Here is a 14,979-nt window from a genome sequence, read left to right on the forward strand (position 1 = left end):
TAGGGTCGCCAACATATCGACGTTCGTGAATCTGAGGAGCATCATGACCGACCTTCCTGTTGCTGTCATCGGCGCTGGGCCCCAGGGGCTCGCGGCCGCGGCCCATCTCTTGGAGCGTGGGCTCACCCCGCTTGTGTTCGAGCAGGGGAGCGAGCCTGCTGCGGCGGTTGCCGAGTGGGGCCACGTGCGTCTCTTCTCGGCTTGGCCCGAGCTGGTCGACAAGGCAGCCGTCCGGCGTTTGGAGCCCGCCGGCTGGTCTGCGCCGGAGAAGGGCTATCCCACCGGCGCTCAGTGGCGCGAGCGCTACCTCGCCCCGCTGGCCGACGCTCTTGTCGACCACATCCACTACGGCTCTGTGGTTACCGGCGTCTCGCGCAAGGGCCGTGACCGGCTGGTCGACGCGGACCGCGCCGAGCAGCCGTTCGTCCTCCATGTGACCAGCGCCGATGGTGCCGAGGAACGCGTCCAGGTGCGCGCCGTCATCGACGCGTCCGGCACCTGGCGCCGGCCCAACCCTGCCGGGGCCGATGGCCTCCCCGCTCTCGGCGAGCGCGCCGCCCATGCCGCGGGCGCGCTCGGCTATGCCGTCCCGGACCGTGCCCACCCCGAGGCGTACGCCGCCCGGCACACGGTCGTGATCGGAGCCGGTGACTCGGCCTTCAACGCCGTCAACGAGCTCACCGCGATTGCCAAGGACCACCCGGGAACCAGGATCACCTGGGCGATCCGCCGGGCGGTCTCGACCAACACCTTCGGTGGTGGTGACGCCGACGAGCTCCCGGAGCGGGGCGCTCTCGGCGTACGCGCGAAGAAGGCCGTCCAGGACGGCACGGTCGAGCTGGTGACCGGGTTCCGCACGGAGCGGGTCGACGGCGCGAGCGTGATCTCCGAGGACGGCCGCGTCGTCGAGGCCGACCAGGTCGTTGTCCTGACCGGCTACCGCCCGGATCTCGGCTTCCTGAGCGAGATGCGGCTCGACCTGGACCCGACGCTCGAGGCGCCGCGCAACATCGCGGTCCAGATCGACCCCAACCTCCACTCCTGCGGCTCGGTCAGCGCGACCGGCGCCAAGGACCTCGCCCAGCCCGAGCCCGACCTCTACCTGGTCGGGATGAAGTCCTACGGACGGGCGCCGACGTTCCTGGCGATGACCGGCTACGAGCAGGTACGCAGCGTGGTTGCCGAGCTCGCCGGTGACCACGACGCCGCCGCCCGGGTCGAGCTAGAGCTCCCCGACACCGGAGTGTGTGGCGGCGCCGGAGTGTTCGACGACCCGGACAGTGCACAGGGTGGCGGTGGCTGCTGCGGCCCGTCGGCCCCGAGCGGGGAACTGTTCACGATCAGCCGGGCGCCGATCACTCTCTCGTGACCGAGCGATCCGGTGTAACGCCGAGATCGAGCAGCAGGGCGAGCACCCGCTGCTCGATCTCGTCGCGGATGCCGCGCACGTGCTCGATGCCGCCGCCCTTCGGGTCCGTGACCTTCCAGTCCTCGTAGCGCTTGCCGGGGTAGAACGGGCAGGCGTCACCGCACCCCATCGTGATGACGGCATCGGCGCTGCGAACGACCTCATCGGTCCACGGCTTGGGGAACTCTCCAGAGATATCGATCCCGAGCTCGGCCATGGCCTCGACCGCAACCGGGTTGATCCCTGCGGCTGGTGCTGAACCACCGGACCAGCCGATCGCCTGGCCGCCGGCGTAGTGCTGGAAGAAGCCGAGCGCCATCTGGGAGCGGCCGGCGTTCTCGACGCACAGGAACAGCACGCCCGGCTTGCCGTCCTCGGCGAGGTGCGCGGTGGCGCTCTCCAGGGCCAGCTTCTGGTCGGGGGTGAGGCTGTCGTCCATGGGGTGAACTCGTTCCGTGTGGGGGTGTTGTGTGTCAGGAGAAGCGGGAAGCAAGCGTCTTGACGCGGTGCTCGAGCTCGACGTACACAGCGTCAAAAGCCTCAGGCCCCTTGGTCACCGGGTCCGGGATCGACCAGTGCAGCTCACCAGGCCCCTTCGGCGTTTCGTGAGCACGGTCACACACCGTGACGACCAGATCCTCGGGATCCAGCACGTCATCGACATGGCGGGGCTCGACGATGGGGACGTCCAGATCGTGACGAGCGGCGGCATCGAGCGTTCCAGGGTTGATCTGCGCAGCAGGATGAGTGCCGGCGGACGCGGCCGGGACCGAGCTGACCTGACGCCACAGTGCCGCAGCCAGATGAGAACGTGCCGAGTTGCCCGTGCACACGAACAGGACACGCCTGGGCACCACCATGGGGGAGGCGGTGCCCAGGCTCTCGAGCGTGTCCTGCTCGAGGTGCAGGTACGTGCGTCTCCCGTCGCCCTCGGAATGGTGACGGGACACGACGCCTGCGTTCACCAGCGCCTGGACGTGGTGAGCAAACAAGTTCGACGGGACATTCAGCATCGCGCCGAGCTCTGTGGGGGAGGCATCAGTTATCTGGAGGCTGTCAACGATGCGGAGCCGCACCGGATCGCCGAGCGACGCATGCACGTTGGCTCGTCGCTGCAACTCTGACTTTATCTCAGCATCCATTGACTCAATATTGACTGATCAATCTTGGGTCGTCAAGAATGCGACCCGTGAACTTGTCCCTCCCGCGCCGCCTGCTCGCCGAGCTCCTCGGCACGGCCCTCCTTGTCACCGTGGTCGTCGGATCCGGCATCGCCGCACAACAGCTCTCGCCCGCCGACACCGGCCTGCAGCTCCTGGAGAACTCGCTGGCGACCGTCTTCGGGTTGGCCGCTCTGATCCTGATGCTCGGCCCGGTCTCAGGCGCGCACTTCAACCCGGTGGTCTCGCTCGCCGATTGGTTCCTCGGCCGCCGCGCGGGCAAAGGGCTCTCGTTACCCGAGGTCGGCGCCTACTCGATCGCGCAGATTCTTGGAGCGATCGGCGGTGCGGCGCTGGCCAACGTGATGTTCGAGGTCGAGCAGGCGATCTCGACCAAGGACCGCGCCACCGGCGGTCACTTCGTGGCCGAGATCGTGGCCACGGCCGGCCTGGTCGCTCTGATCTTCGCGCTCGTACGCAGCGACCGCGGCGCGCTGGCCGCCCCTGCCGTGGGCGGCTACATCGGTGCTGCCTACTGGTTCACCAGCTCCACCTCGTTCGCCAATCCGGCGGTCACGATCGGCCGAGTCTTCTCTGACACCTTCGCTGGCATCGCGCCCGGTTCAGTGGCGCCGTTCGTCCTTGCTCAGGTCGTGGGACTCGTCGTCGGTGTACTGCTGATCCTGGCTCTCTACCCCGACGCCGGCGACCGTGCTGATGACGTCGTGATCCCGCACTCGTAGGGACGCATCAATGGTCCGGAAGGGGGATTGCGCGTCGCTCTCTTGGCCCGGTTGATGGCACACGGACGACACACCAACCCATGCGATTTCCGCGTCACTCAGTGACACACGTTCACGCTCAGGTGTAGGTGGGAACGTGCCTTTGAGCGAGGATCAGCGACGTAGGTTCGACTCCTACCTGGGGAGCAGAGACGGTCAGATGACCTCAGCTCGGCGGCGGCTCTTCATGGCGGCGTACGAACCACGGGGCCAGGCCGACGAGCAGCAGCGAAGCTGCCCACAGATAGAAGCCGATCCCCAGGCCGCTGATCTCGCCGCGGTTGTTGCCGCTCTCGTCGAGTGGAACGTCCATCCCGATCAGCGTCGCCGCGGCTGTGATGGCGGCCAGGCCGACGACCAGCGGCAGCACCCGCAGCACCCATGACCTGTGCGGTAGGAGCACGCCGACCAGGGCGACCAGTGCTGTCAGGAGCTGTCCTGCCCAGGCGGTCAGCGCCCACGCGCCGTACAGGGCGCCGAAAGCAGCACACATCAACCCGGGGATCGCGTCACCGTCGGTGACCGGATAGGCCGGGAGGAACAGGGCGACCAACCATGCGACGGCTGCCACCAGGGCCACGATCAACGCACGCCGGCGGTCGACGCGCGGCTCCCGCGCCGTGCTGGACCGGCGAGGGTCCTTCCCAGAGCGTTCGGGATCGGGGGAGTGGCCCGGCGGCATGTCGCTCATGTCGCCCATCATGCAGCAGATACGGCGATGACCTGCCTTGTGTGTGCCTCAGCGGGCGGAGTCGTGACGTCCGTCCGGACACCCCGCCGACAACACTGTTGGCTGCACGTTGTTCACTTTCGTGTAAGGTCACCGGGCTTCCTGTGTGCGTCCGCGTGTCGCGCTGGTGATTCCGAGGATGCCTGGGGAGACATGGATACTGGCCTGTGACAGGGCCGTGGGGGAGCAGGGTGTAAAGTCGCCCAAACTAATCGACAAACACTTGGAGGAACGTGGGCATGGGACCGATCATCGGTTACGTACCTGGCGTGTTCGATCTCTTCCACGTCGGCCACCTCAACATGCTTCGCCAGGCGCGGGAGCGCTGCGACACGTTGATCGCGGGCGTGGTCTCCGACGAGGTCTGCGAGGCGTCCAAGGGGATCATTCCGACGGTGCCCCTCGTCGAGAGGCTGGAGATCGTGGAGGCGATCGGGATCGTGGACGCGGTCTATGCCGAGCGCACCACCGACAAGGTCGACTCCTGGCGCGAGGTCGGGTTCACCCACCTCTTCAAGGGCGATGACTGGAAGGGCACCGAGAAGGGCGACGCGCTCGAGAAGAAGATGGCGTCGGTCGGTGTCGAGCTCATCTACTTCCCCTACACCCTCCAGACCAGCAGCACCGCTCTGCGGAAGGCCATCTCGCGAGAGGGTGCCCAGGTCTCGTGACGTCCAGCTCCCCCGCACCGGGCGGACAGTTCGAGGTCTCCGACGACGGGGTTCTCGTGCGCGACTCCTCGACGCCGGTGCTGGTCCTCTCCGTCGACGGGCAGTACGTCTGGTCCCTGACCCCCGAGCGCGACGGCGAGGCGGTCGGCGACGGCACCCTGGTGCGGTGGCCCGGGGTGCTCACCCGGTTCCTCGACGGCTCCGCCACCGTGACGATCGCCGACTACGAGGGCGAGGCGCTCTTCGAGGAGAAGGTCACGCTCGGCACCGGTGAGGGCGCGATCTCCATCGTCGACAAGGAGGGCCACCCGCTCAGCGTCGACAAGGTCGGCCACCTGACCCGCTCGTTCGAGGCCACCGACGAAAGCATCCGCGCGGAGATCCTCGAGGGCACCCAGCGTGTGCTCGCCGACCTGCGCGACGTGGTCGGCGTCGAGGCCTACCTCAACTACGGCGCGCTCCTCGGCGCGATCCGCGAGGGTCGGATGCTCGGCCACGACTCCGACACCGACGTCTGCTACCTCTCCAAGCACACCGTGCCGGCCGATATCATCACCGAGTCGTACGCCATCGAGCGCACCATGCGCGGACGCGGCTGGAGCCTGCTGCGGATGTCCGGCGGCGACATCAAGGTGCTCCTCGAGGTCTCCGACGGCCGCAAGGTGCACATCGACATCTTCGTCGCGTTCTACGTGCCCGACGCCGACGGCGAGCCGGTCTTCTACCAGCTCGGCAACCGCTCCGGCCGGCTGCGCCGCGAGGCGATCGTGCCGGTCTCGACGATCAACCTGCACGGCTACGACTTCCCGGCTCCCGCCGAGCCCGAAGAGATGCTGGCCTTCATCTACGGGCCGCAGTGGCGCACCCCCGACCCGTCGTTCAAGTACGCGGATCCGCCGGCCGGCGTACGCCGTCTGGACGGGTGGCTGCGTGGCTTCCGCACCGACATGGGCTTCTGGACCGAGTTCCACAACACCCACGCGGGCGAGATCGAGGGCAAGGAGTCGCCCTTCGGCACGTGGGTGCTCGAGCAGCTGCCCGACGACGCCAAGGTCGTCGACATCGGTGCCGGCGCGAACAGTCGCGACGCGCGCTACTTCGCACGTAACGGGCACCAGGTGCACGCCGTCGACTTCTCCCGCGCGGCCGTGGCGGCCATCCGTCGCCGGGCCAACCGCAGCAAGCTCTCGCTCACCGTCGACCAGCTGATCCTCGGCGAGCTGCGCTCGACGCTCGCGCTCGGCGCGCGGCTGGCCCGCGACCCGCACCACCTCTTCGCCCGCGACCTGATCGGCTGTCTCGACGGCGCCGCGCGCAGCCAGCTGTGGACCTTGTCGAAGATGGCGCTGCGGCCCGGCGGCGGCAAGCTCTACCTCGAGTTCGCAGCTACCGGCGACGACGAGTCCCTGCCGACTCCCGAGCCCGAAGGCCTCGTACGCCGCGTCGACCCCGACCTGGTCCGAGCCGAGATCGAGGCGGCCGGCGGTGTGATCGAGCATCTCGAGATCGTCGACGGCGCCGACATGCTCGGCACGCCGATGCCTCGCGTCGCCCGTCTGCGTGCCTCCTGGCCCGCACCCCAAGACTCAGCGCAGCCTGCTGCGGAAGGAAACTGACATGTCCGACGATTCCGGCATCAAGAACATCGCCCGCGGCGCCCGTGACGCGGCCCGTACGCGCGCCTCGCTGGTGCGCCGCATCGAGGCGCTCGAGGCCGAGGTGCAGGAGCAGCGCCAGCTCAACCGTCGTGTCGCCGAGCTGACTGACGTCGTCGCCGAGCTGCTGATCCCGCTGCAGGACGCCGACAAGGAGAAGGCGGAGAAGGTCCTGGCGGAGTACCGCGACCGGATCTGACTCGACCGGACGCCATTCACTCTGGCGCGATTCACTCCAGCGCGTCGACGGCCCGCCTGAGATCGTCGAGCCGCTGACCTAGCCGGCGACGGGCGTCACCGCCGGGCCCCATGTCGGCGCCGGAGTCCAGGTCGGCGACGGCCTCCTCCACACTCGCGACGCGGGCGCGGAGGTCGGTGACGACGTCGACGTCGGCCCGGCCGAGCGCACCGCGACGCTCGTCCAGCGATCGGCGCAGCAGGTCGGCCTGGGCGCTCAGCTTGCGGCTGGCGTGCCACAGGTCGACGAAGACCTGCACCTTCGCACGCAGGAGCCAGGGGTCGAACGGCTTGGCGAGGAAGTCGGCCGCGCCGGTCGTGTAGCCGCGGTACGCGAGGTGGGTGTCGAAGTCGTTGGCGGTCAAGAAGATGATCGGCACGTTCTTCGTGCGCTCGCGCGCCTTGATCCGCGTGGCCGTCTCGAAGCCGTCCATCCCCGGCATCTGCGCGTCGAGCAGGATCAGCGCGAAGTCGTCATGGAGGAGCGCACGCAAGGCGTCCTCCCCGGAACCGGCCCGGACCAGGGTCTGGTCGAGCGAGCCGAGGATCGCCTCGAGCGCGACGAGGTTGGCCGGCCGATCATCGACCAGCAGGATCTTCGCCCGTCCACTCATGCCGTCGCCTCCGTCGGAAAGTGGCAAGGGTGCGGAGGAGGCGGCCTGAGGCTGCTGGTCGCTCGCTGGCGCTCGCTCATGCCAACCACACCCGGAACAGCGAGAGCAGGTCGGCGACGTCGACCGGTTTGGTGATGTATTCGGAGGCGCCTGCGGCGATGCTGTCCTCGCGGTCGCCGGTCATCGCCTTCGCGGTCAGCGCGATCATCGGCAGGCTCTTGAACTGCGGGATGTCGCGGATGAGCCGCATCGCGGTCAGGCCATCCATGCCGGGCATCATGATGTCCATCAGCACCAGGTCGACGCCCGGCTCGCGCTCGAGCGCCTCGATCCCGGCCTCGCCCGACTCGGCGTAGAGCACGTCGATGCCGTGCTGCTCGAGCGCGCTGGTGAGCGCGAAGACGTTGCGCACGTCGTCGTCGACGATCAAGATCCTGCGCCCCGCGAACTGGCCGGTCGAGTCGGCAGCGTCGGTGGCGTACGTCTGGGGGCGCTGCGTCGTGGTGTGACCGAGCAGCACGCTGACCTCGTCGATCGCCTCCTCGACGGTCGCCGGCATCTGGAGGGTCATCGCCTGCGCATACCGGTCGAGCCGGTTCTGCTGCGCCTTGGTCACCTCGCCGACCCTACTCATCACGACCGGGATCTCCTTCGTACGTCGGCGGGCACGCATCCAGCGGAGCACCTCGAAGCCGCCCTCGGTCGGCGCGAGGTCGAGCACGACACAGTCGACCTCCCGCTCGGCGAGGACCGCCTGTGCGTCGTCGGCGGAGGACGCGAAGACGGTCTCGACCTCGTCGACCGGGCCGAACAGCGCCTCGACCACGGCGCTGGTGGTGCCGGTGCCGGCCTCACCGTCGCCGCTGATCACCAGCAGCGTGTGGTCGGTCACCGCAGCAGGGTCGTCCGTCTGCTCCACGGCAGGCAGCGCCACGGTCGCCGCCTCGGTGGCCTCCGCGCTGATCCGCGGCACGTAGAGGGTGAACGAGCTGCCGTGGCCGGGCTGGCTCTCGACCTGGATCTCGCCGCCGATGAGATGGGCGACCTCCCGGCTGATCGAGAGCCCGAGGCCGGTGCCGCCGAACTTGCGACTGATCGTGCCGTCGGCCTGCTGGAAGGCCTCGAAGATCACCCGCAGCTTCTCGGGCGGGATGCCGATGCCGGTGTCTGCCACCGTGAACGCGAGCACGGCGTCGGCGGCCTGCAGGCTCGGCGTCGAGAAGCGCTCGCCGGAAGCGTCGCGGATCAGCAGCCGGACGCCGCCGCGGTCGGTGAACTTCACCGCGTTGGAGAGCAGGTTGCGCAGCACCTGCTGGAGCCGGTGCTGGTCCGAGCGCAGCGCCCGAGGCACGTCGGGGCCGACGTCGACCACGAAGGCGAGATCCTTCTCGGCGGTCAGCGGCCGGAAGGTCGCCTCGACGTACTCCACCACCGAGGTGACCGCGACGTCGGAGACATGCACGTCCATCTTCCCGGCCTCGACCTTGGAGAGGTCGAGGATGTCGTTGATCAGCTGGAGGAGGTCGGTGCCGGCGCCGTGGATGGTGCGGGAGTATTCGACCTGGCGGGCGTTGAGGTTGCCGTCGACGTTGTCGGAGAGGAGCCGGGCCAGGATGAGCAGCGAGTTGAGCGGCGTACGCAGCTCGTGCGACATGTTGGCCAGGAACTCCGACTTGTAGCGTGAGGAGAGGGCCAGCTGCTCGGCTCGTTCCTCCAGCCCTCGTCGTGCGTCCTCGATCTCGATGTTCTTGATCTCGATCGCCTGGTTCTGGTCCACGAGCTGGCGCGCCTTCTCCTCGAGCGCGGCGTTGGTCTGCTGCAGCTCGACCTGCTGGCGCTCGCCCTCGTCCTGCTTGTCCTGCAGCTCGGCGGCGAGCCGCTGCGACTCGACCAGCAGCTCCTCGGTGCGCGAGCTGGCCATGATGGCGTTGAGCGAGACGCCGATCGACTCCGCGAGCTGCTCGAGGAACTGCATGTGGACGGCGCTGAACGGCCGGAAGGAGGCGAGCTCGACGACGCCGATCACTTTCTCCTCGAAGACCACCGGGAGCACCACGATCGAGGCCGGTGCCGCCGACCCGTGGCCGGAGGCGATGCGGAGGAAGTCGGCAGGCACGTCGCGCACGATGATGGGTTGGCGGTCGTAGGCGGCCTGCCCGACCAACCCTTCACCCAGCGCGAAGACGTCGGGCACGTCGGGGGTCGGCCGATAGCCGTAGGAGGCGATGCGACGCAGCACCTTCGGCCCGTCGTGCTCGGGAGCCTGGTCGGTGAGGAAGATCGAGCCTTGCTGGGCGTCGACGAGCGGGGTGAGCTCGGAGACGATCAGCCGCGCGACCTCGAGCAGGTCGCGACCGCCCTGCATGTGGCCGGTGAAACGGGCCAGGTTGGTCTTGAGCCAGTCCTGGTCCTCGTTGGCACGCGTGGTCTCGCGCAGCGAGTCGATCATCTCGTTGAGGTTGTCCTTCAGATCGGCGACCTCGCCCGCGGCGCCGACGGTGATCTGCCTGCTCAGGTCACCTTGAGTGACCGCGGTGGTGACCTCGGCGATCGCACGCAGCTGGGTGGTCAGGGTCGAGGCGAGCTGGTTGACGTTCTCCGTCAGGCCACGCCAGGTGCCGGAGACGTCGGCGACCTCGGCCTGGCCACCGAGCTGGCCCTCGGTGCCGACCTCGCGGGCGACGCGGGTGACCTCGTCGGCGAAGGAGGAGAGCTGGTCGACCATGGTGTTGATGGTCGACTTGAGCTCGAGGATCTCGCCGCGGGCGTCGACGGTGATCTTCTGGGTGAGGTCGCCGCGGGCGACGGCGGTGGTGACCTGGGCGATGTTGCGCACCTGGTTGGTCAGGTTGGTCGCCATCGAGTTGACCGAGTCGGTGAGGTCCTTCCACGTGCCGGCCACCCCGCGCACGTGCGCCTGACCTCCCAGCGAGCCCTCGGTGCCGACCTCGCGGGCGACGCGGGTGACCTCGTCGGCGAAGGCGCGCAGGGTGTCGACCATCGCGTTGGTGGTGCCGGCCAGGGCCGCGACCTCGCCGCGGGCCTCGATGGAGATCTTCTGGGAGAGGTCGCCCTGGGAGACCGCGGTGGAGACCTGGGCGATGCTGCGCACCTGGTCGGTCAGGTTGGAGGCCATCGAGTTGACCGACACGGTCAGGTCGCGCCAGGTGCCGGCGACACCGGGCACCTGGGCCTGGCCGCCGAGCACGCCTTCGGTGCCGACCTCGCGGGCGACGCGGGTGACCTCGTCGGCGAAGGAGGAGAGCTGGTCGACCATGGTGTTGATGGTCGACTTGAGCTCGAGGATCTCGCCGCGGGCGTCGACGGTGATCTTCTGGGTGAGGTCGCCGCGGGCGACGGCGGTGGTGACCTGGGCGATGTTGCGCACCTGGAAGGTCAGGTTGGCGGCCATCAGGTTGACGTTCTCGGTGAGCCCCTTCCAGGTGCCGGAGACGTCGTGCACGTCGGCCTGGCCGCCGAGCTTGCCGTCGGTGCCGACCTCGCGGGCGACGCGGGTGACCTCGTCGGCGAAGGAGGAGAGCTGGTCGACCATGGTGTTGACCGTCGACTTGAGCTCGAGGATCTCGCCGCGGGCGTCGACGGTGATCTTCCTGGTCAGGTCGCCGCCGGCGACCGCGGTCGTCACCTCGGCGATGTTGCGCACCTGGGCGGTCAGGGTGCCCGCCATGAAGTTCACCGAGTCGGTGAGGTCTCGCCAGGTGCCGGAGACGCCGGGCACCGCCGCCTGGCCGCCCAGCCGGCCCTCACCACCCACCTCGCGGGCGACGCGGGTGACCTCGTCGGCGAAGGCGGAGAGCTGGTCGACCATGGTGTTGACGGTGGTCTTGAGCTCGGCGAGCTCGCCGCGTACGTCGACGGTGATCTTCTGGGACAGGTCGCCGCGGGCGACGGCGGTGGTGACCTGGGCGATGTTGCGCACCTGGTTGGTCAGGTTGGTCGCCATCGAGTTGACCGAGTCGGTGAGGCTCTTCCAGCGTCCGTCGACGCCCGGCACCTCGGCCTGGCCGCCCAGCATCCCTTCGGTGCCGACCTCGCGGGCGACGCGGGTGACCTCGTCGGCGAAGGCGGAGAGCTGGTCGACCATGGTGTTGACGGTGGTCTTGAGCTCGGCGAGCTCGCCGCGTACGTCGACGGTGATCTTCTGGGACAGGTCGCCGCGGGCGACGGCGGTGGTGACCTGGGCGATGTCGCGCACCTGGTTGGTCAGGTTGCTCGCCATCGAGTTGACCGAGTCGGTGAGGTCCTTCCATCGGCCCGCCACGCCCGGCACCTCCGCCTGGCCACCGAGGATGCCCTCGGTGCCGACCTCCTTCGCGACCCGGGTGACCTCGTCGGCGAAGGTCTGCAGGGTGGCGGTCATCGAGTTGAGCGTCTCGGCGAGCTCGGCGACCTCACCGCGCGCCGTCACCGTGATCTGCTGCGAGAGGTCGCCGCGCGCCACGGCCTTGGCGACCGAGGAGATGCCGCGCACCTGGGAGGTGAGGTTGGAGGCCATCGTGTTGACCGAGTCGGTCAGGTCGCGCCAGGTGCCGGAGACACCGCGCACGTCGGCCTGACCGCCGAGCCGGCCCTCGGTGCCGACCTCGCGGGCGACGCGGGTGACCTCGTCGGCGAACGCGGAGAGCTGACCGACCATCCGGTCGACGGTCTCCTTGAGCTGGGCCATCTCCCCGGAGACCTCGATGGTGACCGTGCGCGAGAGGTCGCCGTTGGCGACGGCGGTGGTGACCTCGGCGATGTCGCGCACCTGCGCGGTCAGCCGCGACGACATCGTGTTGACGGCTTCGACGAGGTCGCGCCAGGTGCCGGACGCGTTGCGCACCCGCGCGCGCCCACCGAGCTTGCCCTCGGTGCCGACCTCGCGGGTGACCCTGGCGATCTCCTCGGTGATCGTGGCGAGCTGGGCGACCAGGCCGTTGACGCTCTTGGCGACCTGCAGCGGGTCGCCCTTGAGGGCGCGGCTGCCGCGGCGTACGTCCATCGTCTGGGTGAGGTCGCCGGCGGAGACCGCGGTGACGACCCGGGCCACCTCGGCGGTGGGGCGGGCCAGGTCGGCGACCAGGTCGTTGGCGTCCTCGACGGCGGCCGCCCAGGCTCCGCCGCCGATGCTCGGTCGAAGACGCTCGTCGTGACGGCCGTCGCGCCCGGCCTCGCGGCGCACACGGGAGAGCTCGAGGGAGAGGTGGGTCAGCCGCTCGCCGATCTCGTTGTGGACGGTGGCGAGGTCGCCGAGCGGTCCGTCGATGGGCTCGAGACGGCCCGTGAAGATGCCGTCGCGCATCGCCGTCATCGCGTCCTTGAGGCGGCGAAATGCGAGCGGATCGACTGCCACCTGCTCCGGGAGCGTGGTGCTGGTCGAGTTCCCCGACGACGAGGTCATCGTGCCTCCTCTCACGCTGAGTCGCGTGTCTGCTGCAGTGTCGCACTCATCGGTGTTCCGCGATCGCCAAATGGTCGTTCCCCATCGATTCTGGTCACTTCGTGACCTACCCGCCGGTACCTTCTGGTGATCGCTCCCACACCCAGGCAAAACGGGTGCAGAATCGGCGGTGCCATGAGCAGTGGAGCCAAGACGCTCTCGCGCACCTTCGAACCGGCACCCACGTCGGTCTCGGAAGCGCGCCGTTTCGCGCGGACCGTGATCGTCGACTGGGGCCTCGACGACCTCCTCGACGACGCCGTGCTGCTCACCAGCGAGCTGGTCACCAATGCCGTGACCCATGCCGGCACGCCGACGACCGTCGTGGTCGTACGCGAGGCCGACCGGCTCCGCATCGACGTGGTCGACCAGCATCCGACCCGGGTGCTCCCGGTCGGTGCCAACGCCCGCCCCGGCGTCAGCGAGCACGGGCGCGGTCTGCTCCTCACCTCGGCGCTGGCGACGGCCTGGGGCGTCGAGTACCGCAAGGACAACAAGCGGGTGTGGGCGGCGTTCGCGCTCGTCGGCACGCCCCTCGAGATCGAGGCCCCTTCCGGGGGAGGTCCCGACGACCTGGACCCGCATCAGCGAGAGAGCGCGTCGGCGAACGGTGGTGATCCGCTGGGGCTGAGCGGTCACGCCCTCAACCAGCTCGCGCTCGCCGACATGCTCGAGCTGGTCGTCGACCAGACCCGGGAGAAGCTCGACGCCGAGGCCGCCTATCTCCTGCTCGAGAACGAGATGGAGGACCGGTTCGTGGTGGCCGCCACCAGCGGCGGCGCGGCGCCGATCCAGGGGCGGAGCGTACGCCGCGGCGAGGCGGGCGCGCCGAGCCTGCGGGCGAGCTTCCGGCCGCTGGCGATCAGCGACCTCCGGGTCACGCCGGTCGAGCTGCTCGGCGAGCTCGAGCTGCGCTCGCTGGTGACCGCGCCGGTGGCCTTCGACGGGCGCGTGATCGGCACGCTCGCGGTTGCGAGGGCCGAGCCGGGCGGCTTCGCCACCGACGACGGGGCCCAGCTGCAGCGCATCGCCGACTGGGTCGCGCCGAGCGTCGACCGGGCGTCGAACCGGGCCGCCGACGGCGAGCGACGCTCCTGGCTGGCGTTCCAGGGGGAGGCCAGCGTGATGCTGGCGGGGTCGTTGGACCTGGAGGCGACGACCGCGATGACCGGGCAGATCGTGGTGCCGCGGCTGGCCGCGTGGTGCGGCATCTACCTCAACGACGTCCGCGGCCATCCTCGGCTCCAGTTCGCCTGGCATGCCGACGAGCAGCACCTCGACGCGGTGCGCGGGGCGCTCGCGAAGGCGGAGCCGGCGGGCCGGGAGGCGCCCGCGGAGCCGGACTTCGCGGGGGAGGTCGCGATCCTCCCGCTGGAGGCACGCAACCGGGTCATCGGCTGGCTCACCCTGGGCCGGCCCGTCGGTGACCCGTTGCGCCGAGAGCGGCTGACGGTGGCGGAGTCGCTGGCCCGGCGGGCGGCGCTGGCGATCGACAACGCCCGCGCTCACACTGAGCTGCACGACATCGGCCAGGCCCTGCAGCGCAGCCTGCTGCCGTCGGTGCTTCCCGAGATCCCGGGTGTCGACATCGGGGTGGGCTATGAGCCCACCGGTGAGTTCAACGACGCCGGCGGCGACTTCTACGACATCTTCGCCCTCGGCGCCGGCCGCTGGGGCTTCATGGTGGGCGACGTCTGCGGCGTCGGGCCCGAGGCGGCCGCGGTCGCCGGGATGTCGCGCCACACGGTGCGGGCGCTGATGCGCGCGGGCATCCCGATCGCGCCGACCCTGGAGCGGCTCAACGGCGCGATCTGCGACGAGGGACCGCGAGGCCGTTTCATCACGCTCGTCTGCGGCACGATCGAGGCCACCGGGGCATCGAGGTTCCGCGTACGCATCGTGTGTGCCGGTCACCCGCCACCGTTCCTGGTCTCCCGCGTCGACCCGGAGGCGCCCGCCCGCCGGGTCGGCCGGCCGCAGGCTCTGCTGGGCGTCATCGACGCCGTCGACTACATCGAGGAGGAGGTGCGCGTCGAGCGCGGAGACCGGCTCGTCATCGTGACCGACGGTGTGCTGGAGCGCCGCGACGGCGTGCCGATGTTCGAGGAGGCGGGTGTCGCGGCGGTCCTGGCCACCAGTGACGGCTCGGGCGCGCAGGCCACCGCCGACCGGCTGCTGGAGGCGGTCGCCGACTTCTCCGCCACCCCGCCCTCCGACGACATGGCCGTGCTCGTCCTCGACCTGGACAGGGCATCTGCCCCGGCGCCTCGCTGAGCCAGTGG

Annotated in this window: 11 protein-coding genes; 6 read left to right on the plus strand and 5 right to left on the minus strand. The window is 69.6% G+C overall.

Annotated features, from left to right (window positions below):
• Positions 1-43 precede the first annotated feature (43 nt).
• Positions 44-1,369 carry an FAD-dependent oxidoreductase gene (locus tag FB381_RS05565; protein WP_141779370.1) on the plus strand — a complete coding sequence of 442 codons (1,326 nt, stop codon included), beginning with the start codon at positions 44-46 and terminating at the stop codon, positions 1,367-1,369.
• On the opposite strand, the gene FB381_RS05570 is transcribed toward FB381_RS05565, so the two are convergent.
• On the minus strand, positions 1,356-1,847 hold the full coding sequence (locus FB381_RS05570; RefSeq protein WP_281285034.1) for an arsenate reductase ArsC: 492 nt from the start codon (positions 1,845-1,847) through the stop codon (positions 1,356-1,358). The genes FB381_RS05565 and FB381_RS05570 overlap by 14 nt on opposite strands.
• 34 nt (positions 1,848-1,881) lie before the next feature.
• Complete coding sequence (locus tag FB381_RS05575) at positions 1,882-2,550, minus strand: arsenate reductase/protein-tyrosine-phosphatase family protein (RefSeq protein WP_141779371.1); 669 nt, start codon at positions 2,548-2,550, stop codon at positions 1,882-1,884.
• Between the two features lie 38 nt (positions 2,551-2,588).
• Here FB381_RS05575 and FB381_RS05580 point away from each other — a divergent pair, with 38 nt between their 5' ends.
• On the plus strand, positions 2,589-3,311 hold the full coding sequence (locus tag FB381_RS05580) for an aquaporin (protein WP_141779372.1): 723 nt from the start codon (positions 2,589-2,591) through the stop codon (positions 3,309-3,311).
• Between the two features lie 205 nt (positions 3,312-3,516).
• On the opposite strand, the gene FB381_RS05585 is transcribed toward FB381_RS05580, so the two are convergent.
• Complete coding sequence (locus tag FB381_RS05585; RefSeq protein WP_141779373.1) at positions 3,517-4,041, minus strand: hypothetical protein; 525 nt, start codon at positions 4,039-4,041, stop codon at positions 3,517-3,519.
• 278 nt (positions 4,042-4,319) lie between these two features.
• On the opposite strand from FB381_RS05585, the gene FB381_RS05590 reads away from it, so the two are divergent.
• Genes FB381_RS05590 through FB381_RS05600 form a run of 3 tightly spaced genes read left to right on the plus strand, consistent with a single transcriptional unit; the run spans position 4,320 to position 6,605 of the window.
• Positions 4,320-4,751 (plus strand): FAD synthase family protein, encoded by a 432-nt coding sequence (locus FB381_RS05590; RefSeq protein ID WP_141779374.1) that lies wholly within the window; start codon positions 4,320-4,322, stop codon positions 4,749-4,751.
• Positions 4,748-6,367, plus strand: coding sequence for a class I SAM-dependent methyltransferase (locus FB381_RS05595; protein WP_141779375.1), 1,620 nt, complete (start codon positions 4,748-4,750; stop codon positions 6,365-6,367). Before FB381_RS05590 ends, FB381_RS05595 begins: the two co-directional genes overlap by 4 nt.
• Before the next feature lies 1 nt (position 6,368).
• Positions 6,369-6,605, plus strand: a complete 237-nt coding sequence (locus tag FB381_RS05600; protein WP_141779376.1) for a DUF6752 domain-containing protein — start codon at positions 6,369-6,371, stop codon at positions 6,603-6,605.
• Between the two features lie 31 nt (positions 6,606-6,636).
• Here the strand turns inward: FB381_RS05600 and FB381_RS05605 are convergent, their stop codons facing one another.
• Together FB381_RS05605 and FB381_RS05610 are read right to left on the minus strand one after the other, a co-directional pair.
• A complete protein-coding gene (locus FB381_RS05605; RefSeq protein ID WP_141779377.1) occupies positions 6,637-7,257 on the minus strand; it encodes a response regulator in 621 nt (206 codons plus the stop codon).
• Positions 7,258-7,333: 76 nt separating this feature from the next.
• Positions 7,334-12,658, minus strand: a complete 5,325-nt coding sequence (locus tag FB381_RS05610; protein WP_211352328.1) for a HAMP domain-containing protein — start codon at positions 12,656-12,658, stop codon at positions 7,334-7,336.
• Between the two features lie 174 nt (positions 12,659-12,832).
• On the opposite strand from FB381_RS05610, the gene FB381_RS05615 reads away from it, so the two are divergent.
• On the plus strand, positions 12,833-14,971 hold the full coding sequence (locus FB381_RS05615; protein WP_141779378.1) for a SpoIIE family protein phosphatase: 2,139 nt from the start codon (positions 12,833-12,835) through the stop codon (positions 14,969-14,971).
• Positions 14,972-14,979 lie beyond the last annotated feature (8 nt).

Source organism: Nocardioides albertanoniae (genome assembly GCF_006716315.1).
Classification (GTDB): domain Bacteria; phylum Actinomycetota; class Actinomycetes; order Propionibacteriales; family Nocardioidaceae; genus Nocardioides; species Nocardioides albertanoniae.